The organism is Alloscardovia theropitheci (assembly GCF_004332295.1).
Classification (GTDB): Bacteria; Actinomycetota; Actinomycetes; order Actinomycetales; family Bifidobacteriaceae; genus Alloscardovia; species Alloscardovia theropitheci.
The window spans coordinates 51208-74189 of sequence record NZ_RXLP01000008.1; the positions used below are offsets into that span (position 1 = coordinate 51208).

Annotated in this window: 25 protein-coding genes; 5 read left to right on the plus strand and 20 right to left on the minus strand. The window is 45.0% G+C overall.

The annotated features are described in order from the left end of the window. Positions 1-82: 82 nt before the first annotated feature. The 9 genes from trmD to cysS all read right to left on the minus strand — a co-directional run bounded on the left by trmD (position 83) and on the right by cysS (position 8698). Positions 83-907, minus strand: a complete 825-nt coding sequence (trmD, locus tag EJ419_RS02265; RefSeq protein ID WP_131283306.1) for a tRNA (guanosine(37)-N1)-methyltransferase TrmD — start codon at positions 905-907, stop codon at positions 83-85. A gap of 62 nt (positions 908-969) precedes the next feature. Continuing rightward, positions 970-1647 carry a ribosome maturation factor RimM gene (locus EJ419_RS02270; RefSeq protein WP_131283307.1) on the minus strand — a complete coding sequence of 226 codons (678 nt, stop codon included), beginning with the start codon at positions 1645-1647 and terminating at the stop codon, positions 970-972. Then, entirely contained in the window at positions 1634-1867 is a 234-nt protein-coding gene (locus tag EJ419_RS02275; RefSeq protein WP_131283308.1) for an RNA-binding protein, read from the minus strand. Before EJ419_RS02275 ends, EJ419_RS02270 begins: the two co-directional genes overlap by 14 nt. A gap of 2 nt (positions 1868-1869) precedes the next feature. Then, positions 1870-2361: a 30S ribosomal protein S16 gene (gene rpsP / locus EJ419_RS02280; RefSeq protein WP_131283309.1), complete on the minus strand. Its 492-nt coding sequence runs from the start codon at positions 2359-2361 to the stop codon at positions 1870-1872. Positions 2362-2678: 317 nt separating this feature from the next. Continuing rightward, on the minus strand, positions 2679-3098 hold the full coding sequence (locus EJ419_RS02285; protein WP_131283310.1) for a hypothetical protein: 420 nt from the start codon (positions 3096-3098) through the stop codon (positions 2679-2681). Positions 3099-3674: 576 nt separating this feature from the next. Beyond that, positions 3675-3938 carry a hypothetical protein gene (locus EJ419_RS02290; protein ID WP_131283311.1) on the minus strand — a complete coding sequence of 88 codons (264 nt, stop codon included), beginning with the start codon at positions 3936-3938 and terminating at the stop codon, positions 3675-3677. 86 nt (positions 3939-4024) lie between these two features. Further along, positions 4025-5347, minus strand: a complete 1323-nt coding sequence (locus EJ419_RS02295; RefSeq protein ID WP_131283312.1) for an endonuclease/exonuclease/phosphatase family protein — start codon at positions 5345-5347, stop codon at positions 4025-4027. Next, positions 5337-7007: a signal recognition particle protein gene (gene ffh / locus EJ419_RS02300; protein WP_131283313.1), complete on the minus strand. Its 1671-nt coding sequence runs from the start codon at positions 7005-7007 to the stop codon at positions 5337-5339. The genes EJ419_RS02295 and ffh overlap by 11 nt, the downstream gene beginning before the upstream one ends. A gap of 89 nt (positions 7008-7096) precedes the next feature. Then, positions 7097-8698: a cysteine--tRNA ligase gene (gene cysS, locus EJ419_RS02305; protein WP_131283314.1), complete on the minus strand. Its 1602-nt coding sequence runs from the start codon at positions 8696-8698 to the stop codon at positions 7097-7099. A gap of 171 nt (positions 8699-8869) precedes the next feature. Between cysS and EJ419_RS02310 the strand changes: the two genes are divergently transcribed. Further along, on the plus strand, positions 8870-9598 hold the full coding sequence (locus tag EJ419_RS02310) for a type 1 glutamine amidotransferase (RefSeq protein ID WP_131283315.1): 729 nt from the start codon (positions 8870-8872) through the stop codon (positions 9596-9598). Positions 9599-9682: 84 nt separating this feature from the next. Beyond that, on the plus strand, positions 9683-11617 hold the full coding sequence (locus tag EJ419_RS02315) for an ABC-F family ATP-binding cassette domain-containing protein (protein WP_131283316.1): 1935 nt from the start codon (positions 9683-9685) through the stop codon (positions 11615-11617). A gap of 68 nt (positions 11618-11685) precedes the next feature. On the opposite strand, the gene EJ419_RS02320 is transcribed toward EJ419_RS02315, so the two are convergent. The 7 genes from EJ419_RS02320 to rnc form a co-directional block, all read right to left on the minus strand. Then, entirely contained in the window at positions 11686-12177 is a 492-nt protein-coding gene (locus EJ419_RS02320; RefSeq protein ID WP_131283317.1) for a hypothetical protein, read from the minus strand. Beyond that, positions 12170-12610, minus strand: coding sequence for a DUF1310 family protein (locus tag EJ419_RS02325; protein ID WP_131283318.1), 441 nt, complete (start codon positions 12608-12610; stop codon positions 12170-12172). The genes EJ419_RS02320 and EJ419_RS02325 overlap by 8 nt, the downstream gene beginning before the upstream one ends. A gap of 2 nt (positions 12611-12612) precedes the next feature. Further along, a complete protein-coding gene (locus EJ419_RS02330; RefSeq protein WP_131283319.1) occupies positions 12613-12918 on the minus strand; it encodes a hypothetical protein in 306 nt (101 codons plus the stop codon). Positions 12919-12938: 20 nt separating this feature from the next. After that, positions 12939-13298, minus strand: coding sequence for a hypothetical protein (locus EJ419_RS02335; protein WP_131283320.1), 360 nt, complete (start codon positions 13296-13298; stop codon positions 12939-12941). 95 nt (positions 13299-13393) lie between these two features. Beyond that, complete coding sequence (ilvN, locus tag EJ419_RS02340) at positions 13394-13951, minus strand: acetolactate synthase small subunit (protein WP_131283321.1); 558 nt, start codon at positions 13949-13951, stop codon at positions 13394-13396. Further along, entirely contained in the window at positions 13951-15918 is a 1968-nt protein-coding gene (locus EJ419_RS02345) for an acetolactate synthase large subunit (RefSeq protein ID WP_131283322.1), read from the minus strand. Before EJ419_RS02345 ends, ilvN begins: the two co-directional genes overlap by 1 nt. Before the next feature lie 264 nt (positions 15919-16182). Further along, positions 16183-17055: a ribonuclease III gene (gene rnc, locus EJ419_RS02350; protein ID WP_131283323.1), complete on the minus strand. Its 873-nt coding sequence runs from the start codon at positions 17053-17055 to the stop codon at positions 16183-16185. 296 nt (positions 17056-17351) lie between these two features. On the opposite strand from rnc, the gene EJ419_RS02355 reads away from it, so the two are divergent. Further along, positions 17352-17573 (plus strand): hypothetical protein, encoded by a 222-nt coding sequence (locus tag EJ419_RS02355; RefSeq protein ID WP_131283324.1) that lies wholly within the window; start codon positions 17352-17354, stop codon positions 17571-17573. 514 nt (positions 17574-18087) lie between these two features. Here EJ419_RS02355 and rpmF read toward each other — a convergent pair. The 4 genes from rpmF to coaD all read right to left on the minus strand — a co-directional run bounded on the left by rpmF (position 18088) and on the right by coaD (position 20496). Continuing rightward, complete coding sequence (gene rpmF, locus EJ419_RS02360) at positions 18088-18282, minus strand: 50S ribosomal protein L32 (RefSeq protein WP_131283325.1); 195 nt, start codon at positions 18280-18282, stop codon at positions 18088-18090. Positions 18283-18432: 150 nt separating this feature from the next. Continuing rightward, positions 18433-19038 carry a YceD family protein gene (locus EJ419_RS02365; RefSeq protein WP_131283326.1) on the minus strand — a complete coding sequence of 202 codons (606 nt, stop codon included), beginning with the start codon at positions 19036-19038 and terminating at the stop codon, positions 18433-18435. 59 nt (positions 19039-19097) lie between these two features. After that, on the minus strand, positions 19098-20003 hold the full coding sequence (locus EJ419_RS02370) for a hypothetical protein (protein WP_131283327.1): 906 nt from the start codon (positions 20001-20003) through the stop codon (positions 19098-19100). Continuing rightward, positions 19996-20496 carry a pantetheine-phosphate adenylyltransferase gene (coaD, locus tag EJ419_RS02375; protein WP_131283328.1) on the minus strand — a complete coding sequence of 167 codons (501 nt, stop codon included), beginning with the start codon at positions 20494-20496 and terminating at the stop codon, positions 19996-19998. The genes EJ419_RS02370 and coaD overlap by 8 nt, the downstream gene beginning before the upstream one ends. A 103-nt stretch (positions 20497-20599) precedes the next feature. On the opposite strand from coaD, the gene EJ419_RS02380 reads away from it, so the two are divergent. Both EJ419_RS02380 and EJ419_RS02385 read left to right on the plus strand, forming a co-directional pair. After that, positions 20600-20902, plus strand: a complete 303-nt coding sequence (locus EJ419_RS02380; protein ID WP_131283329.1) for a DUF3039 domain-containing protein — start codon at positions 20600-20602, stop codon at positions 20900-20902. A 133-nt stretch (positions 20903-21035) separates the two neighbouring features. Beyond that, on the plus strand, positions 21036-22916 hold the full coding sequence (locus EJ419_RS02385) for a Cna B-type domain-containing protein (protein ID WP_165496201.1): 1881 nt from the start codon (positions 21036-21038) through the stop codon (positions 22914-22916). Positions 22917-22982: the final 66 nt, after the last annotated feature.

A 22982-nucleotide genomic window follows, 5' to 3' on the forward strand; every position in this document is an offset into this window, starting at 1 on the left:
TTCTATTGATGGTCACACTTTGGACATACACAGTAGATTGTGTGTAATTCTGCCGCGATAGCGGAAGATGCCGTAGATGATATTATCTACGCGGAAAATCACCCGAAACGTTCCATCCAAGCTCCATGAGAATCTTACGATCCTTCTTATCGAGAGTACGGCAATCGAGCTTCTCAATAATATCTGGACGAATTTCAGACGTGCGGCGTAATTCTTCATCTCGACGGAAACGGTTAATGTGTGCATGATGTCCAGAAAGTAAGATTTCTGGGACATTCATACCGCGCCAAGATGCTGGCTTAGTGTATTGACGATGTTCCAAAAGTCCTTCTGAACCGGTGTATGATTCTTCCTCAATAGAGGCGTGATTTCCCATGAAACCGTCAATGAGACGAGTGGTAGCTTCTACCATGACAGATACGGCAACTTCTCCACCGTTAAGCACATAATCACCGATAGAATACTCGCGTACATCAAATCCTTGGGCTTCGTAATACGCTGGCAAGCGTCCGTCATATCCTTCATATCGACCGCAACCGAAGATGAGATGGTCAGCGTGTGACAGTTCTGTAGCATCATTTTGAGTAAAGGTGGGTGCTGAAGGATTTGGAAAAACGAGAATAGCATTGGAATTTTTTCCACGCTCAGGATCTGCATCGCGTATATCAGTAAGAGGAGGAATCCCCAGTAAATCGTCTAAACAGCTTGCCCAAATTTCCGGTTTCATCACCATGCCGGCTCCACCGCCGACAGGAGTATCATCGACACTGTGATGGACGTCGTGTGTCCAATCGCGTAGATTATGTACCTTGAATTCAAGAAGACCCTTATCCTGAGCTTTTCCAAGTAAACTCAGATTGAGTACATCGAAGTATTCTGGGAAAACTGACACGATATCAATGAGCACGGGACACCTTAAGAAATTTTTAGGGGAGGGAAACTTTATACATGAGAAGTATGAGCAGATAACTACAAATCAAGCAGCCCTGCTGGAGGGTCGATAAGAATATATCCTTCATCAATATCCACAATTGGTACGATTTGCTCGACAAATGGGATGAGTGGTTTTCTGCCGTTATCTAAACGTAACTCGAGCAAATCTTGTGCAGCGTTATTAATTACTGATGACACTGTACCGATAGGATGTGCTTCGACACCATCATAGTCCGCAGCGCGTGCAGCTTGCGGATCATCCACCTGTAGTACTTCAAGTCCTACAAGATCGTCCAAATACCAACCTTCATTTTCAGTATTTTCATCTGATTTGCTAGGTTCATGAAGGGTATCTGAGTTATCGTTAGCTGATATTTCCTCATGGTGCTTGGATTCAGGCGTAGGTGTGGGGTCGGATACGCGTTCCTTCTCAATGAATAAATCTATACCGTTCAACGCTTCGGATGCGTTACGATCTGTTACACCTTCAAAGAGAACAATCCAACGGCTCTTATAATTGCGTGATTTGAGCACTACGAATTGACGACCGTCACGTGCAAGAAGGGTAGAACCAGGAGTAAAACGATGCTCAGGATCATCAGTAAAGAGACGAACATTAACTTCGCCTTTAAGACCCTGAGCTCGTCCAATACGACAAACCCTCAACAACTTGCGCTGTTGAGGGTTGGTCTGCGTAGAATCAGCGGCGCGCATCGAGGATATCAATTCGGACGTTGTGGTCTGCAATAGCTTGAACCACAGTTCGGATAGCTGATGCTGTACGACCCTGACGGCCAATTACTCGACCGATATCTTCAGGATTAACACGTACACGAATATGCTCACCACGAGAGCTTTCATGAGACTTTACTGATACATCGTCAGGAAAATCGACGATGTTCTTAATCAAGTGCTCTACCGCTTTAGTCAACATTTTTACTCAACCTCAGAACCTGTTGCTTCAGCAATGCCTTCAGCTTCTGCCTTAGCTTCTTCTTCAGCTACACGAGCAACCTCAGCTGCATCTTCTGCAACTGCTTCTGTTGCAGCCAAAGCCTTAGCTTCAGCCTTTGCAGCCTTGAGCTTCTGAGCCTGATTGTCAGCAGCTTCAATACGTGCTGCTGCATCTGGACCGTCTTCTGCTGTACGCAATGTACCTTCAGCGCCTGGCAAGCCCTTGAACTTCTGCCAGTCACCTGTAATCTTGAGCAAGTTCAAAACAGGCTCGGATGGCTGTGCGCCAACGCCAAGCCAGTACTGAGCGCGCTCAGAATCAATCTGAATGAGGGAAGGCTGCTTGTTTGGATCGTATACGCCGATCTCTTCAATAACCTTACCGTCGCGCTTTACGCGTGAATCTGCTACTACTACGCGGTAGAATGCGTAGAACTTCTTACCGAAACGCTTCAAACGAATCTTAGTTGCCAAGATGGCTCTCCTTGTATCATAAGGGTGTTTATCAGGTCATCCGTGTGGGGCACGAAATCATTGACAAACGTGTACCCCGCGAACGCTGGGATTGAGGGCGCCAACGCACGCAGATAACGTTCACTATGATATACGAAAGACTCGATAAATCCTTGCCGTGAAGTGAATATGATTGTGCAAAGGATTGCTACGAGATTTTATTGTTTCTGTAGCACGATATCTTTGTTTGAACGGTACAACTCGCTGCGAAATGGATATGACACGAAGTCTCTCGATTCAGCACGTTATATTTAGGTACATTCGTCACTTAAACAGGATTACTTATACCTTTCAGCCTCTAATTTTGTTTTATATTTATAAACAATGATGATAAAGGTAGTATGGCTCTCACCTTTTATCCAAGCAGAAGTACCTCCTGCGAAATACGATGAAGCTAGGCTGTATGTATCCCCTCCTTTGTTTGCACAGCCTTCCACTAAACCTATTCTGCGCTTTTCACCAGTTTTATTAGCAACACCGAATGAGTAGGAGTAATTATTCGATGGTGAGCAAAGCATCGTAAGCTGGTAAGTCTCATCTTTAGCAACAGGTTCTGAAAATTCTACAGATCCTGACCCTTTAATGACAGCGGCGCCAAGCTCGGTATGAGGGTTGAAATGGTTGACCGTGTATGTTTCTGTATATCGACGCAACCATGAAACGGTGAACTGTGGGTTTTGTGCTTCTTCAAAACTCATTGGCTCAGATTGTGAGTGGGTGATGGGAGAGCATGACATTGTAGATATGATGAGCAGGAGTACGCATATCTTGGATATTGTCGTTATGCATCGTCGATGATACATTGTGATTTCCTTTTTAATGTGGGTAAGTTTTATACACTTCATGTGAAGAATGAGGTGACGGGATATGTATTCATCTATGAATACATATCATGACAGATAAGGAACTAGCGGAGTCTGTGCCTTATCTGTATGAAGGAGGGGATGGATTATGATGAAGAATCATCATAATGAGAGGTGTAATTGACTGAGTACCTTTAACAAAATAGATACCTCCCTCAAATTCTCTCTCGAACTGTGTATACAGTAGTGCTACAACTTTTGCAGTGACATTAATCGTTCCTTTTGGGATACATCAATGTATCTAAAAGTTAATAAATATTATAGTATGTTTTTTCTTGTCAGCAAGCTATACGATATTGATTCTACGGCAAAAAAGTGTGCTCAGCCTAAAATGCTCCATGTTTGAGAGACTGTACATTACAAATCAACAAATATGGACCAACTCAGCTACTCGAAGCACTCATTAATTCGTTAATTACGCGTAGCCTTTTGTGCTGCAGCGATATCGTCTGCGATAATGTTGTCGACAATGCCGTGAGGAATGAATTTACTATCAGTCTGTATCTCATAATCGCCATTTACGAGTTTGAGATTACCAGCATGGCTAAAGACTACTGAGAAAATAGATGTTCCATTTCTGCGCGCGATATGTGCACGAACGCCACTTGGATGTGTATAATCCCACTCTTCAGAAAAACCCTGAGCTGAGTTGTTCTTACCACGTGCTTTTGCCATAGTAGTATTCCTTATCATGCTGTCAGATGCGATGGGCACTGCGTAATTTTAAGTATATTGTACGAGCGGGCTGAGATTACCTTCGTTTATTTCCATGTAATTGTCGTAACGAGCGCACGATGATCTGTACGTGGAATCTTTACTGTTTTCATATCAATCGCGCGCAATTCACGTGTGTGCAGCACATGATCGATTTCGATAAGAGGAGGAACGAACGCCCATGAAGATGGGAAAGTTGTATGCGGTCCATGATGAATTTCGAGCGACGAATCAACCAACCCTGCATCGACAACAGATCGGAAAGTTCCGTGAAAAGTACTCGAATTAAGATCTCCCATGACGATACTTGGTACATCAGAGTCGGTGGTCACTTGCTGGAGTGCAGATATATCACTGTGCCACTGTTTGAGGCTACGATGAGGAGAGTACGGGTGAGTAGAAATAATGCGCACTAGATGATTAGCTACATTAATAGTCATCCAAGGGGTATTAGATCCCATATTTTTGAGCAATTCAGCACCAGTTTGAGAAACAGGGTAGCGTGACCATAATGCATTAAAACCTGCATTATCATGATTAGTTTTTTCGCCTAATTGTTCGAAGCCTAATTCTTGAAGAATTCCGTTATCGTGCAATTGCTGAACAAATTTATCGTTGACCTCTTGTACAGCAAGCACATCAACATGCTCATGCTTTATTGTGTGCATGATAACGCTTGTATCAGCGCGACCGCGCATGACGTTGGCAGTCATAACTGTAAGAGTTGGAGTAGGCGAATCGCTGTGAGCAGTCTGAGAACTAGAAACTGTTGACTCAATTGTTTGCTGTGGTGATCCAAGTACCGTGGTTATGGCAGGCGGCATTGGAAGGTAAAAAGTAAGTGACCACAGCATATGAATGACGAGCAGAATGGTCGTAACCCATATTTGCGCGGTATTTTTTGTTGCGATAGCAAAGATTCCAATGATAACTAACGGCACCGCAAGCAAAGGAATGAGGGCTATGAGATACGTGAATGGATATTGAGCATCCATTCCTGCTGGAAGATACCTTAAAACCATCCATCCAGCTATGAGAACAATTGCTATCCAAGCAATAACTGACATTGCTGAAATCATAGTAATTTTCCTTGTGTTACGATTACGGGAAGAACCGGTGCGATGCTGATAACTCTTGTTACTACTTTTGTTGCTACGCACGCCGGCACGCTGAAGAAGCTCAGAACGTTGCTTTGAGGAAGATAATTGATTACGTTGAGAGCCACGCGATTTGCTCAATCGTGTTTTATCAGATTTAACAGAAGAAGCGCGTCCTCGTGAAACGCTAGCTGAACGCGATGTTTGCGTAGACCTAGTTTTTCGTGACGAAGACGCGCTCTTTTGTCGAGATGTACTACGTTTAGTTGCCACCGAACAAATTGCCTAATCCACCAAAGCCTTCAGGAAGCTGTGGCATTCCTTCATGCATGCCTGAAGGAAGTGTCATGTCATCAGCAGATGGTTGCTTCATAAAAGATGCACCTTGAGGTGCGGAAGAACCTGTCTTCTTGCCTGAAAGGCGATCTCGAAGTGCCTGCTCTTCTTGAGCGCGCTTCATCGGATTGCCACTCTTGCCCTTCATCTTCTTCTTATTGGCAGCCTTGAGCTTCTTACCCTTACGAGAATTCGATGCTGGTGCTCCCATGCCCATCGCTCCGCCGAAGCCTGGAATACCAGTGGATCCGCCCATACGCTTCATCATCTTAGCTGCTTGCTCAAAGCGCTGCAACAAACCATTAACTTGTGTTACCGTCACGCCAGAACCGTAAGCGATACGTGCTCGGCGAGATCCGTTGATAATAGAAGGATTGCGACGCTCTTCAGGAGTCATAGAGCGAATAATTGCTTCAGTGCGATCAATTTCGCGCTCATCAAGCTGTTCGAGTTCCTTACGGTGTGCTGCCATACCAGGAATCATTCCTAGTAGTGACTTCATAGAGCCAAGCTTTCTTACTTGCTGAAGCTGCTCGAGGAAGTCATCTAAGCCGAAGCTACCTTCCGAGAGCTTAGCAGCGGCTTCGCGTGCCTGATCCTCATCGAACTGCTTCTGAGCTTGTTCGATAAGCGTGAGGATATCACCCATATCAAGGATACGAGAAGCCATACGGTCTGGATGGAATACCTCAAAATCCTTAAGACCTTCACCAGTCGAGGAGAAAAGAATTGGTTTGCCAGTGACGCTGGCGACAGAAAGTGCAGCACCGCCGCGAGCATCGCCATCAACCTTAGACAAAACGACACCAGTAAAGTCGACGCCTTCATCAAAAGCCTTAGCAGTTGTTACAGCATCTTGACCAATCATGGCATCAATAACGAAGAGAATTTCGTTTGGCTGTACAGCATCGCGAATATCGCGGGCTTGTTTCATAAGTGCTTCATCAACGCCTAAACGGCCAGCGGTATCGATAATAACCGTGTCATACATTTTCTGACGAGCGTACTCGATAGAATCACGTGCGACTTGTACTGGATTTCCTGAATCTTTTCCAGGAGTTGCAAGGCCTGCAGCTACAGCTTCAGAAGAGACACCACGTTCAGGTGCAAAGACTTCTACTCCAGCACGTTCGCCTACGACTTCAAGCTGGGTTACAGCATTTGGACGCTGGAGATCAGCTGCTACGAGCAAAGGAGTATGCCCTGCATCTTTAAGCCAATAGCCGAGCTTTCCAGCCAATGTCGTCTTACCAGCACCTTGCAAACCAGCGAGCATGATAATCGTTGGCGGATTCTTAGCAAAGTTGAGCGGACGATCTACTCCAGCACCAAGGATATCTGTCAATTCCTCATTGACAATAGACACAACCTGCTGAGCAGGGTTGAGTGCTTCGCTAACTTCTGTTCCTAATGCGCGCTCGCGGATACGACCGGTGAATGCGCGAACAACGTCTACTGCGACATCGGCGTCCAGTAAAGCGCGACGTATTTCGCGAATTGTGCCGTCAATGTCAGCTTCAGACAATTTGCCCTTTGAACGCAAATTCTTAAAAGCGCCGGCAAGGCGATCGGTGAGAGAACTGAATGTTGTTGCCATAAGTCCTTATTCTTTCGTTACTCGGTCTAAGAAGTGATGTGTCAAGTGAGCGGTATCTCTGTTGGATAGCGATACTACTCACGCCAGCTCTATTCGCGAGTTAATTTCCATGTTGATCCTTGCGGACCATCTTCAATAGTAATACCTGCAGCGGTAAGAGAGTTACGAATTGCGTCAGCCGTTGCAAAATCTTTGGAATTACGTGCTTGAGCGCGAGCTTCAAGCTGAGAACGAACAAGAGCATCCAAGATATTATGTTCAGTACTCATGTGTGACGATGACGAAGAACCAATTCCATTGATTGAATGTGCCCACTGCTCACTCAAAGGATCGAGACCTAAGACATCAAGCATTGCACGAATATATCGAACACAGCGCACAACAGTTTCAGGTTGATTATCCGCGATAGCGCTATTCCCCTCACGTACAGAGCTAAAGATACTTGCCAATGCTCCTGGAATGTTGAAATCGTCTGTCATTGCCTTGACAAATGCTTCTGGCAATTCGTCAGCGCCTATTTGTGCAATATCGTCAGAACTTGGCATAGCGATGTCATGAGAATCAAGCAGATCCTGTGCACGCTCCAAGAAACCGGTAACGCGGTCGAAAGCGGATTTTGCTTCTTCCAAAGTTTGATCAGACCATTCGAGCATCGAACGATATTGAACGCTTCCAAGTGCAAAACGAACCATCCATGGGTTATATCCGACCAGCACATTCTCAAGACTCAAACCATTGCCTAGAGACTTGCTCATCTTTTCACCCTTTTGAGTTACCCACGCTGAATGCATCCATACATGGGCAAATCCCCATCCTGCGGCGTGAGACTGAGCAACTTCGTTTTCGTGATGCGGGAAGCGCAAATCAAGCCCACCACCGTGGATATCAAAATCATCGCCTAGATACTTGTGGCTCATAGCTGAGCACTCGATGTGCCAACCAGGGCGGCCTGCGCCAAACGGTGTATTCCAGCGAGCACTTAGCGGATCAGTATCCTTCGGTGCTTTCCACAACGCGAAATCGCGTGGAGAATGTTTGTCTTCGGAAAGATCAGCTGCATCGACTGGATTGTACTTGTCATTGCCTAATTTATCGATAGAAGGCGCTGCTGATTCGACGTCTAAGTCAGCTTGAGATTGCGTAGCGTCTGAAGCTTGTGTACCAGACTCTTGATGTGTGAGTTCACCGTATTTAGTCCAACTTGGCACATCAAAATAAACGTTTCCTGAAGGTGTGCCGTCGGCATTGAGGACGACATATGCGTGACCGCGGTCAATTAAACGTTGAATAAGTTCAATCATTTCAGGTATGTGTCCCGTAGCTCGTGGCTCATATGTAGGGGCGAGAACTCCGAGCAATTCATAGGCGTGAGTAAATTCACGCTCATAAATATAGGCGCGCTGCCACCACTGCTGGCCAGCCGCAGCTGATTTATCGAGAATTTTGTCGTCTATATCAGTGACATTTCGTATGAACGTGACCTCATAGCCGAGCTTCATGAGCCAGCGACGGACGATATCGAATGCTACAGCTGCTCGCAAATGCCCCACGTGAGGTGAGCTTTGAACAGTCGCACCACAGACATAAATACCCACATGACCAGGTCGTAGCGGCTCAAATGGGATGATACTGTGCGTTGCCGTATTATAAACGCGTTGTAAGCGCGCGGCATTCGAAATCTTGTCTGTCATACCATAGAGATTATTAGCTTTGCCAGACAGAATGAGATGTCTAGTAGGGGGGCATGATATCCAATTGTCATCGGATAATCGAACGATTAATGTAAAAGCGTGTATTAATGGCGTATAAAGTTTTATCGAGGCAATAACCGGTTCGTTAAGACCGCGTGGCACAATAGCTATATGACTGAATCCTCTAAACCTTTTGTTTTGATTCTTCAGCATGCTACTTGGGAACGTCCTGGACGTATTCAAGAAGCACTTGAAGAAGCAGGTCTTGACACCAAAATTATGACTATCTTGGATACCAAGAAGCCTGATGTGCCAAATCCTGAGGAGTATTGTGGCGTTGTCATTATGGGTGGTCCTATGGGGGCACTTGATTTTGAGGATTATCCAGGTCTTAAAGCAGAACATAAAATTGTAAAGACTGCTGTGGAGTCTAATAAACCTGTGCTCGGTATTTGCTTGGGTCATCAGATTATTGCAACAGCTCTTGGTGGAAAGCTCAAGAAGGGTAAAGAGTCTGAAATCGGCTTTGGTCATATTGACCGTGTGAATCGTCACGAATTTGCGCCACTTGAATCTGATGGTATGAACGTTCTTCATTGGCATAATGATGTAGTTTCGGTGCCTGAAGGCTCTACGATTATAGCTAAGAGTGATATAACGAAGGTTCAAGCATTTGCCTATGGGTCAGCGCTCGGTTTACAGTATCATCTTGAGGTTTCCCCGGCGATTCTTGATCAGTGGCTTTCAGAACCGACAATGGTTGAAGGTTTGAAGAAATCTCAGATTAAGAAAATTAGAGATGAATTTGAAGAAAATGATACGTTAATTCATCGTGTAGCAGATACCACGTTTTCTGCATTTGCAGCGCGTTGTGCAAGTTATGCGCGCGAACTCGCATAAATATTAATTCTGAGCGTTCTTAGGAATGAGCGTCCTTAGAATTCAGAGCCGTTGTTTGTTTTAGTTAAGATATTGGAGTAATTTGTGCCTATTCATGACATTGGGCTAGAGCATGTATCGCTTGATTTTGCGACAAAAACGATTTTTCATGACGTCACCCTTGGGGTAGTTGAAGGTGATCGTATCGGAATCGTCGGTAAGAATGGCGACGGAAAATCAACCTTACTGCACATTCTTGCAGGCACTCAGCCGATTGATTCAGGTCGTGTTACTCGCCGTGGAGGGCTCACTCTCGGTATGCTCGATCAGTGGGATTCATTGGATGATAATGCGACGGTTCAACAAGCAGCTCTCGAGAATCGTGAAGAGTATGAATGGGCTGCGGATGCTAACTCGCGCGCAATTGTCGAAACCTTACTGCTCGATATTCCATTGACTGCGACTATCGGACAACTCTCTGGTGGTCAACGGCGAAGGGTTGATTTAGCGCGACTGCTTTTGCATGACTGGGACATACTCGTTCTCGATGAACCAACCAATCATTTGGATATGCCAACGATTCACTGGCTAGCTGCTCATTTGAAATCACGATGGTCGGATAGCAGCGGAGCCCTGCTCGTCGTAACTCACGATAGATGGTTCCTCGATGAAGTATGTACTCGTATGTGGGAAGTTCATGACGGAACGATTGATCCTTTTGAAGGTGGATACTCAGCATATATGATGCAACGCGTTGAGCGAGAACGCCAAGCAGATGTCGCTGAAACGAAACGGCGCAATCTCGCGCGTAAAGAGCTCGCCTGGCTTACTCGTGGTGCTCGCGCTCGCTCTACAAAACAGAAATTCCATGTTAAAGCTGCGCGTGAACTGATTGCAGATGTACCTGAACCGCGTAACACTGTAGAGCTTAAGGCGATGGCTACGTCACGTTTAGGCAAGCAAGTTGTCGACTTAATTGACGTGACACAGGTATATGAGCAAACTGCGGACGAGCGTACGCCTGATAGCGTGAGCGTAGAAATTGTCGAAGACGATGCTCAGGGCATTCCACAGACGCGAGCTGTTACAGGCAAACGTGTTCTTGATAATGTCACTTGGTTGATTGGACCGGGAGACCGTTTCGGAATCGTTGGCGCTAATGGTGTAGGAAAATCAACTCTGCTGCGTATTTTAGATGGAACTTTAGCTCCAACAGCAGGACACGTGAATATCGGTAAAACCGTAAAATTTGCCGTGCTCTCTCAGCGACTTGACGAGCTCGAAGCACTTGGAAAATACCGTGTTCAAGAAGTTCTGAGTCGCTATAAGCCAAGTTATGTAGTTGATGGAAAGGAAACAACGCCAGGTCAGCTTATGGAGCGTTTAGGCTTTGAATCTGCGCAGCTCATGACGCCAATCGCTGATCTTTCTGGTGGGCAAAAACGGCGTATGCAGCTTCTGCTCATTTTGCTTGATGAGCCAAACGTACTCATTATGGACGAACCGGGAAACGATCTCGATACAGACATGCTCGCCGTTATGGAGGATTTGCTCGACACATGGCCGGGGACACTTATCGTCGTATCCCATGATGCTTACTTGCTTGAACGAGTGACAGATCATCAGTTTGCCATTTTTGATGGGAAAATTCGTCATCTTCCAGGGGGTGTAGATGATTACTTCCGACTCTTGGAGGGGCAAGATGTGCCTGATAATCCGATTTCTGGAGGTCTGGTCAGCACAGGAAATTCGTCAGTTTTGAACGATGCAGGTGTGAAGGAAAAAACTGCGCAAAGTGCTGCTGAAGAAAAGGCTGAGCGCATTGCTAAACGAGAAGCTTCCAAGCGTATGAGTGCGATTGAGCGCAAACTTGCTAAACTCAACGACTCTAAAGATGATATCGATAAGAAGATGGCAGCGCATGATCCTAGTGATTTCGTTGGGTTAGGAGCACTTAACGAAGAGCGTGAATCGGTACAAGCTGAAATTGATGAACTCGAAATGGAATGGCTCGAAAAAAGTGAGATTGTAGAGGGGTAGCGGAGTATACCTCGGCGTAATGCTGATGTGAGTGTCGTTGAATCTGCTTATCGCCACAATTACGCTTTTTAAATATTTATGTGAGCGCTATCGATGCGAGATGAGTCTGTAACATTCGCCAGAGCGTATTGCGCGTTCATAGACCCGAGCGAATGACCGTAAATATCGAAATGGGCATCTTTATGTTTATCCATGAGACGGTTAAGACTTTCTGATGCCTTGGCGAGCTGATTTGTGGGTTGTTGAATTCCCATAGAAATGTTAAACGCCATTGGAAAATCGTTAAGCAGCCAGTCGGCACCCGCTCCTAAAGGATCAGACAAGTTGGGTGCTTGAGACCCCTGATACAACACCGTGTAATGCTTCTCATCCGTCTTAACCACATACATCTTCAAACCCGTAGACTTATCATCAACAACCTCATCCAAAGTACCCAAAACATGGCCATTAGACTCACCATAACTTACAGGGATATGATTTTTAGCTTGCACTGCAGTAAAGTCTCGGTATTCGACCCATGCGATATCAGCATGATCCTTTTCTGTGTAATATTTACTCATTTGATTCGTTGTCCTCGTATACGCCAAGTCTCTTATACAATCTGTACATTTTCGTTGATAAATCGGTTATTCGCACAGTGAGCTTTTGTTCTGAGTTGTTTCGTTCGAAAGCTAAACCAGCATTCAGGTCTGGATCATTGTTTAGTTCGATTGAGACCATGATTCCGCCCATGGGGTTGTGTTTTATGGTGTCGGTGAGGATTCGGTAGCTTGTGATAGTTCCATCTTTTGTGAAGGCGTGAGGGTCTGTTTCTTTCAGCATATTTGTGATGAGTTGATTACCTTCGTCTCCGGTGACTACTGAATGCATGTATGCTTGATCAATCATTGGTGGAACCATAATTACTCCAATTAATATTGCTATTATGCTGACAATGATAACTGCTACACGGTGTGTGTGGATGAACTTTTTCATACCTGATTTATTATTCATAGCTAACCTTCATTGACACTACCAACATTATTTAACCGTTGTATTGTTCCTTCGATATGATCTCGTATCGCTTGCGAAAACTCGCCTTGAATTGCATCATCCATTTGTTGGGAATCTCTAAGAATAGAGCCTTTGGTATGTTGTGCCTTTTCATGCGCAGTTTTTCTAAACCGTGAAATGGTTGAATCAAAAATATGCTGTAATCCTTGCGCATAAACTTTTTTCTGAAGAAGATGTAACTGCTCCATAAGTTCAGGCGAATCGTTGCTAACATCAGAGGAATCTACAGTTATCCGATTTACGGGCATATTGTGCTTCTTTCTGAGCCTTAATTATCTTCTAAAGCGCGTAACTGTTTTCGATAATAGTTTTGGATCGTTTCTTCTTCATCATCTATCTCACGTAGCGAGCGATTGATACGTGAAGAAAGCTGCTCTTGTTCATAATCAGTGATGCGTGCCACGAGTTGGAAGGTGCCGGCTGAATTCGCATCACATTGTTTCATAAAATCTAGCGCTGCTTGAGCGTGTTCGACTAATTCATTCTCGGTTTTTGCTCTTTCGATGCAAAGCTCATCACGTTTTTCATCGAGCTTGATACATTGGTGATGAAATTCATTCGTGAGTTCCTCATGCTGGGCAAGAGACTTGGTAGTTGTGTTTGGGTGTAACTGGCGAGGTTCTGGCATGTGATTTATCTTTTCTTTATAACTTTGCGTGTTGATCATTGAAGAATCTCAATAATCAACACGCAAAATGATTTAATACGATATGGCGATAGGCTCTAGCGTTCGTTAATTTCTGAACCCGCTACCTTGTCGCTAAGCGCGCGCGGACCACGTGTTACCGCTACAGCCCCAGAACGAACCAACTCCAAAACGCCATATGGCTTGAGTAGACCGAGCAACGCGTCAATCTTTCCGGCCGCTCCCGTCGCCTCAATCGTAAGAGACTGCGGATGGACATCCACCACACGTACACGGAAGAGATTCACGATTTCGAGAATATCTGAACGATTTGCATCGGTTGCAGCAACCTTAATCAAAACAAGCTCACGTTCAACTGTATTCTCCGGGTCAAGCTCAACGATTTTCAGGACATGGAGAAGCTTATTGAGCTGCTTTATGATTTGCTCAAGTGGCTGTGGCTCAACCATGGCAGTAACCGTAATTCGAGAAATATCTTCACGTTCAGTAGGAGATACTGACAATGAGTCGATATTGAATGAACGACGTGCAAAGAGAGAAGAAACACGTGCCAATACACCAGGTCGATTTTCTACTAAAACGGAAATCGTATGGCGAGTAGCACCAGGCTGCAAAGCGAGATTATTAACAACCATTACAAATTCGACCTTTCTGCGCGTGCGTTCTGTACAGCTTCTTCAGCTTCAGCTTGATCTTGTGCGCGTTGAGCAGCTGCTGCTTCACGTTGCATTGCAACATTTTTGAGTGGTTGAATGCCAACGCGGTAGTTCACATTATCATTCGAATTCCCAGCAGGAACCATTGGCCACACCATGGCATCTTTCCAAACGCGGAAATCAATCAACACAGTGCGATCATTAATGGAATTTGCCGTCTTAATTGCTTCGGTAGCTTCTTCTTGAGTAGTTGCGCGAATTCCTACACAACCGTATGCCTGAGCAAGTTTAACGAAATCAGGTACATCCATGAATTCTTCAGTACCAGTATTTCCAGCGTTCTCATCGCCATCATGAAGCATAGTTGCAGAATAATGCTCATCGAAGAAGAGAGTTTGCCACTGGCGAACCATGCCGTAGACGGAATTATTCAAAATTGCAATCTTAATCGGTGTATGCTCATGGAACAATGTAGCCATTTCCTGTGAAGTCATTTGGAATGAGCCATCACCATCAATAAGCCATACAGGCTTTTGTCCGCCAAATTCACGCTCAGAGGCTACTCGGGCTCCGAGGGCTGCCGGAAGACCGTATCCCATTGTTCCAGCGCCACCTGAGGAAAGCCACGAATTTGGATTCTCAAAATCGATAAGCTGACTAGCCCACATTTGGTGTTGGCCGACACCCGACACCCATATAGTGTCTTTCGCTGCTTGATTCGATAGTTCCTTTACAACCCATTGAGGGGAAAGGCTTCCATCAGTTGGAATATCTTCTTCGCGCGTGTAATCGGTTGGATAATTTTCGCGCAAATCGTCCAGAAGCTCCCACCAGTTCTTAAGATCTACTGAGCCCTCTTCGCTTTGAAGTGCTTCGATATGTGGAATTAATTCGTTAAGAACAGTAGTGATATCTCCGACAATTGGGACATCGACTTCACGATTTTTGCCAATCTCAGCAGGATCAATATCAATATGGATGACACGTGCACGTGGCGCGAATTCGGAGAGTTTCCCTGTTACGCGGTCGGCAAAACGTGCTCCGATAGCAATAAGCAGATCGCTGTTTTGTACAGCGCCAGTTCCCGCTACAGTTCCGTGCATTCCAAGCATTCCGAGATTATGCCGATCGGAATCAGGAACAATTCCACGTGCGTTGAGAGTGGTGACGACAGGAGCATCGGTTATTTCCATCAAACGCTGTACTTGTTTAGATGCCCCAGAACGCATTGCTCCGCCACCTACGTAGAGGACCGGACGGAATGATTGCTGAATGAGGCGAGCTGCTTGAGCAAGAACGGTACCATGTGCTTCGGTCGTTGGATCATATCCTGGCAGAATCATGCGTTGTGGCCAAGAATAATACATTTCGCCAGTTTGCGCAGAACGGGTCAAATCAATAACGACAGGACCTGGACGGCCAGTGGAAGCAATATGATATGCCTCGGTGAGCACGCGAGGAATATCCTGTGCATTAGTAACGAGATATGAGTGCTTGGCAATAGGATAGGTGATACCTACCATGTCAGTTTCTTGGAATGCATCAGTTCCAATTTGATGCGCACCAACCTGACCTGTGATGACAACGAGTGGCACAGAATCCATTTGCGCATTCATAATGGATGTAATGATATTTGTCGCGCCCGGTCCTGAGGTTACAATCGCAACTCCAGGCTTGCCCGTAGCGAGTGCATAACCTTCCGCAGCGTGTCCAGCAGCTTGCTCATGGCGCGTCAGCACAAAACGGAATTTTGTGTCGTCATTAATGGCATGATAAACAGGCAAAATTGCGCCACCAGGGATACCAAAAACATCGGTTACGCCCAAATCTTCGAGAGAACGTACGAGTGCTTGAGCTCCAGAAATTTTCTCGCCTTCTGGGGTGGCTTGCTCAGTGCTAGTTTTCGTAACAGCGCTAAAAGCTTGTAAAGGTGTAGGCAATGCCATAGAAACCTCTATCCATGTTTTAGTTCAAGTGTAAGCACCGCTTGTGGCGGCATATGTTTATATCTTAATAGAAGACCGCGGATTTTACGGACGAACGCTCGTAATATGTCAATATGCGGAATAACTCTTGGCTTTCGCTAGACTAGAGACCGTGCTGGTTTTCGAAACCGTTCTGATCTTGAGACCGTGCTAGCGGCGGTGTCTAGGATACGAAGATTGTTATGACGATAACAGTGCGAGCAAATGTAACTGACGAGAGTGCATCTACTCTGCAGTTAATTCGTTCAAAACTTTCCATGCATTTTCCGCGGCAATCATTTGGGCTTTGCGCTTAGTAGACCCCTGACCGCTACCCAATGGTGCAGAAGTGTCAATCTTCAATTTATCGCTAGTAACATTAGGCGTGAGTTCTGCATATGCAGTAAATACCTGAGCGTAATCAGGGCCGCCAACTTCCATGCGATAAGTTAATTCATTGATCCCGAGTTCATGTGAAATTTTTGCAAGTGAGGTCTTCCAATCAAGCGAAGGCCCTTCATGCGATACGCGTTCAAGAGAAGTGTCAATTAACGAGTGCACAGTCTGTCGAGCAGCATCAATCCCATGCTCGATAAAGACAGCGCCAATAAGAGATTCAACGATATCGCACAAAATCGAATCCTTTTCTGCACCATGATCATCAGCTTCTCCATTACCTAAAAGAATCATTGGGCCGACCTGCAAAAAATCACGTGCAATCGGGGCAAGGACTTCTTCTGAAACCGCTTTCGCGCGGATTTTTGCCATTTGGCCTTCAGAAAAATCAGGATGCTGACTAAATAATGTTTCGGTAACGACGAGCTCTAAAACGGCATCTCCGAGAAATTCCAATCGCTCATAGCTCGGAGCTCCTTCGTGCTCGTGAGTGAAGGACTTGTGAGTTAATGCCTCAACAAGGTGCTCGGGTGTAAGCGTATGGCCGAGCTTAGTGAATAACTGTTCTGTGTAATCGTTACTGCTTGCGGAATCAGGGTTACTAGTGTTATCGCGATTCTGAGATAAATCGTTCGATAAATGATTTCGCTTACGACGGCGAACGCGTACAACGGTATCTTGTTGCAAATGCGATTTCTTTTGGACCGGCTTCTTTTGGACCATGGATTCCTTACCTTACTTCTATTACAATTCAATTGTATTCAGATGCGTGTATTCAGGCGTGTGCATTCGCGCTCGCATTCATATTGGCACATTCAGATAGTCGCTAATAGTCGTGTGAACAGGTGTGATACGCAGGTGTGGTAAGGCAGTAGTAGCAGTAGAAACAGCAACAACCGCGTTCCCATCTGCGTTCTCATCTGCGTGCAGGGGATTCAGGGAAAATTCTGATAGATATTTCTAACATTACACGAAAATGACTTTATTTTTTGCAGATTGGTTTGGATTAGTTAATACGGATGAGTCCAACAGATAAGGCTCAAGGGCGTAATTCTGTTGTGCGCTTATTTCTTCTTGCTTGTGTGGGAGGACAATCCGCAAAAAATACGCAGGAAAGTCGTGAAATTGACGGTATGTGTGAAGTAGCGGGGAATTTTTTGCAGGTACGTCCATTAGATCGATTCATCAAAGTGATTTGCCTAGCTATGCAGGGACGACTTGCAAAAAATAAATGGGAATGAGGATGATTGACTTAGAATTTGGGGCGTTTTAATTATGTTGATCTTGAGAGAGTGATTGGGGGGTGAGTGAAGGGGAGCGCAGAGCAAAAGGGGATGGAGGAAATGGAATAATTTTTTGCAAGTTAGCCAAGTTTTCGTTTTAAAATCGACGTGTGGCTGTTCAAGAGTGGGATAACCTGCAAAAAATAGAATGTAACTGCGCCGTTGTAGCGATGTCATCGGGGAAATAAAAACAAAAGTACTTAAAACGGTATTTACCTAGAAGCATTATCGCAGGATAGTTAACGGATAATAAAAGATAGGTAAAAGATAATTGTCTGATGGTTAGAGGCGACCCTAAGGTGACCCTAAGGCGACCCAAGATGACCAGATGACCCAAGATGGCCCCAAAGTACCCCAAAGCAATCGCACAACGATTTCAAAAACAATCCGAAAGATAATCATTAGATAAAAAAGAAATCTCCACTACCCGTCGATAGTGGAGATTTATCTTTAAGCGTTTTATCGCTGGCAACTACTCAGCCAAGTTTGCCTTGATAGCAGAGCGGTATGTGCGTCCACGGAATGCACCGCAGTTAGGGCAAGCCATATGAGGCAATGCTGGTGCGCCGCAGCTTGGGCAGCTAATAGTTGTAGTTGCAGATGCCTTCCAGTTGGAACGGCGTGAGTGCGTATTAGCACGGGAGGTCTTATACTTTGGCAGTGCCATTTTGTTTTCCTCTGTTTCGAATCGAATATTTGCTTAAGCCTTGACGAGTTTAGTATAACCTCTCGTCAATCGCAACTTTTGTCGTGGTTTTTTGTATTTTATTGTTCAACAGACTCGTTCTCAGACTGTGTCCGAGTAGGCTCTGAATCCTTATTTCTCAGACTCCTCAGCTTCAAGTTGGGCCTTGAGTCCTTCAAGCGCAGCCCATTGAATGTTAACGACATCATGCTTGTGATCAGGATTATCGTTCAAATTAATACCACACTGCGGGCATAATCCCAAGCAATCTTCACGGTCGAGTGGTTGCAAAGGCAACGCCTGCACGAGTGAGTCTCGGATAAGTGCTTCTAGATCAAGGTAAATCGCTTGCGGACTAAGAGGGTATGTATCGTCGGTCTCATCTTGAGAAGCAATGATGTCGATTTCTTCCTCTTCGTTGGAAAAAGCAGCAGGAACGTCTTCGTATGTGTAGAACACAACAGGTGATACGGTAATCGTTTCATGAATTGGTTCTAAGCAACGCGCACACTCTGCGTTAAATGGTGCACTAATAGTTCCAGTGAAAAGAATTCCGTCGGCAAGAGATTCAAGCATGCCGTTTACAGTAATCTCAGTACCTTCTGGGATGCCAACGAGATTATCGCCAATTCCACTTGGCGCTGGCATTGTGACATTATCAATGTCTTGCGTGCGCCCCGCATTAAGCGATAACTGGGAAATTGGGATAGACCAAGGGGTCTGATGTTCGCGTGCCATATTTAATAATCCTTTAGTGTGAGCGATATCGTTTGTATACAATCGCTAGCAGAAGTGCATTAGTTCTGTGGATAATCTTCAGGTGTAAGATGTGGCAAATCCTGAAGAGCCATCTGCTGACGTTCTTTGAGTACCTGCAGACCTGTATTAATTGAGTGACGCAATTCTACCAGTTGATCGTCCAATGCGCGCATAGAATCAGCAGTATAATTGTTCGCTCCTTGAGTAAGAGCATTCGCCTTTTCTTGTGCGGTATTAAGAATATTGCGAGCCTGTTCCGTAGCTAATGAAACAACGTTTTCTTGCCCCGCGAGAATGTGTGCCTGAGTATTTGCATCATTAATGATGGAAGTTGCCTTCGCTTGTGCATTGTTGACTATCGCATCAGCTTGGCTTTGCGCGTTTTCAAGGCGCTTTTCCGCTTCGCGCATTAAAGCTGAAGCGCGCTCAAGTTGAACTGGAAGAACGTCTTTGAGTTCCATGAGTAGGTCGCTGAGCTCAGCATGGTTAATACGAACTTGCGAGCGTGAGAAGAACAGTTGTGGAGCCTCTTCAACGATTTCTTCGATCTGATCAATGATGTCGTAAGCTGTCGTAAATTGATCTTCGGTAGAAGAAGTCATAGTAATATCTTCTGCTTCAGGAATGAAAGCGTTAATTGCAGCTTGAGTTTGTGGATCGACAAGATTCTCAACTTCGACTACATCACTATCAACCGATTCACTGTCACTGGTATCACCTGACAAGTCGCCGTTAGTGTGGTTGCTTTCTGCGCTTTCTACATACACATCCCGCGAAAAAACGGCATTATTTACTTGAGATTGGGATTGCGCCACAGCTAATTGGGCATCATCAACACCTGGGATGGCGTCAAGATTATCTGCGTTTGCGCGGGCAACTTCCGCTGATCCTGTGCTGTCATCATCAAATTGTTCATCAGGATTATATTCAAAAGCCTCAGCCATTATTATGTCCCTCCTCAGAAACAGCGTTAAGTAAAGCGTTATATACGGACTGTGGAACCATTCCAGTAATATCGCCGCCATGGCGTGCAACGTCTTTAACAATTGAGCTTGAAATATGCTCGCGTATCGGGTCAGCTGGGATAAACATTGTCTCTACTCCCGAGAGTTGGCGATTTACAAGTGCCATGCCAAGCTCAGCTTCGTAGTCGCCGTTTTGACGAAGACCCTTGACGATGAGAGTAGCACCTACGCGTGTGCAGTATTCAGTAATCAGACCGTCCGTGCTCGATACGGTCACATTTGTAATACCATCAGCTTGAAGAGCTTGGATAATCATATCCTTGCGCTCTTGTTCAGAAAACATTGGTTTTTTGGCAGCATTGACCGCAACAACCACATGAACTTGTGCGAAAAGTTTGGCGCATCGCTCAATGACGTCAAGATGGCCCGCTGTAACTGGATCAAATGAGCCCGGGCATACTGCAATTGTCATTCTTTAAGAGTAACTCAAAGACTAGAATGGCGTTACGGTATAAGCTACAATAAAACATATAGTTTGACTGTGTGAATGACAAATGGGAATACATGGGGGATATATGGTGGAATACATATACGATGAAGATCAACCAGGATTTGCAAATCCCGACTCAGGTAGCGGTACCGGAACGTCAACTCTTGAGCGCACTCAAACAGTAACTCAGGAAGATACTCAGCTAGATGATAATAGCGATTCTGAACGTTACGCGCATTACGTCACGAAAGAAAAAATGGAGCAATCACGTTTAACAGGTAAACCGGTTGTGGCATTATGTGGAAAAGTATGGGTTCCAAAGCATAGCCCAGATGGTTATCCAGTTTGCCCAGATTGCAAAAAAATTTATGATCAAATGATGAGATAAATAATTTTATTAAGTAGCTTACATTTTCAGGAGCATAGCGGTGTTTTCGTTATGCTCCTGATATAATTTTTATGGCTAGAAATTGAGTATGTTTTGCATACGTGAACAAAAACGAGAGATACGGGAATATTTGATGAAGAGCGGCTTTTCATTACGTAAATTAGTTACCTTGATTATGGTTACTGTAGCAGTGGTTGCGGTAAGCATTTCAGGTTTTATTATTGCTGCTCCGCGAGCTGCAGCAGTTACAGGAACAACGACTGTGCATGTCAGCAATACTTGGGTAGATGACAATGATCAAGGTGGTGGACGACCAGCATCTATCAAGGTGAAGCTCACGAGAGGTGGCACACAAGAGGGTGAGACTCTGGAGCTTAACGCTGCAAACAATTGGAGCGGAGACTTCGTTAACGTTCCAGCAAATAATGACAATGGAACTCCGATTACCTATCAGATAGGGTATGTTAATTATCCAATTGAATATGATGCGCAGGTTACTGGGGATGCTGCTACTGGTTTTACTATAACGAGTACGTTAAAAACGACATCTGTTCAGCTGATGACATCATGGCAAGATCGCAATCAAACCGATCAGAGACCATCGTCGATACGAGTTCAACTTTTTGCAAACAACCGCGAATATCGTACAGTTGATTTGACCGCTGCAACTGGCTGGAATTATACGTTTACTGGGTTGCCAATTTTTGAAAATGGTGAATATATTAAGTATGCGGTTTCTAGAAGTGTAGTACCAGGCTATCGAACGGTTGACAGTAGTAATGAGGTTCATTATTACGATATGGCAACTGGCGAGAAAACAGCTCCTGATTCCTTGCGCGTGATTATGTGGAATTATCCACAGACAACTTCTGTGGAAGCTGTGAAGCATTGGGCAGACGGTGATGATAAGGATCATTCGCGTGCTCAGTCTGTTAAGGTGAAGCTCTTGGCTGATGGTGAAGAGGCTGGAACTGCAGATTTGTCTGAAACCAATAATTGGCGTCACGTATTTGGAAACTTGCCTGTGTATAAGAATGGCGCCAAAATTACGTATACGCTCGAAGAAGTTAACGACAATGGTACGGCAGCAAATCCTGATGGCTATGTCTCTCGAGTTGATACCGGAGACTTGGAAGTTACTGCTACGACAAATGGCTTGATCAACAATCTCGCGAGCCGTAGTGCAGATATTCATGTGCATCAGACATGGATTAATCCAAGTAATCCTGATACTGCAATTCCAAATGATATTACCGTAAATCTGCTTGCGAACGGTACGGTCATTAATACGCAGAAACTATCGCCATCAAATAATTGGGAATATACTTTCTCGAATTTACCTGTCGTATATGATGACAATGGACGTTCTCGTCCAATCAATTACACGGTTACTACAGATAGCTATGCAAAAGAAACGTCAACTATTAGCATCGGTGCGATTACTGGTGTGGGTGTCGTTAACGTTGCAACTCCATCATATTTCTCAGCATCGGTTGTTAATACCAAGATTGATAACATTACTGTTTCGAAGGAATGGGTAGATGACAACGATGCCAAGGGCAAGCGTCCTGAATCCGTCACTGTTCAGCTATATGCTGACGGTGAACCTTCAGGCGCTCCAGTGGTGCTCAATGAAGCAGGGCAATGGAAGCACGTGTATGAGGACATGCCATTGTACGAATACAGTGCAAAGACTGGTACCTCTCGTGAGATTAAGTACACTGTGAAGGAAGTAAATACGCCTGAAGGGTATACGGCAAGCGTGGATGATTCGGATGTTACGAATTTGGTCGTGACAAATACTATTATTCCTGTATCACAACCACAAGTTCCAAGTACACCTCCTACTACGCCATCCACGGTTCCTACGACTCCTACGACGCCATCACCAAAGTCTAAGCCAAAGCAGCTGGCAAAGACTGGAAGTGATGTAATAGCTTTCGGTATGGGGGCAATGATCATGGTAAGCCTTGCAGGCGCGACATTGGTTATTCGAAAGAAAATTAGTTACTAGATTATTAGTTCTAATTGAACTATAAAGTATAAAAGTTGTGGGCTGAGAAATCGTATTCAAGATTTC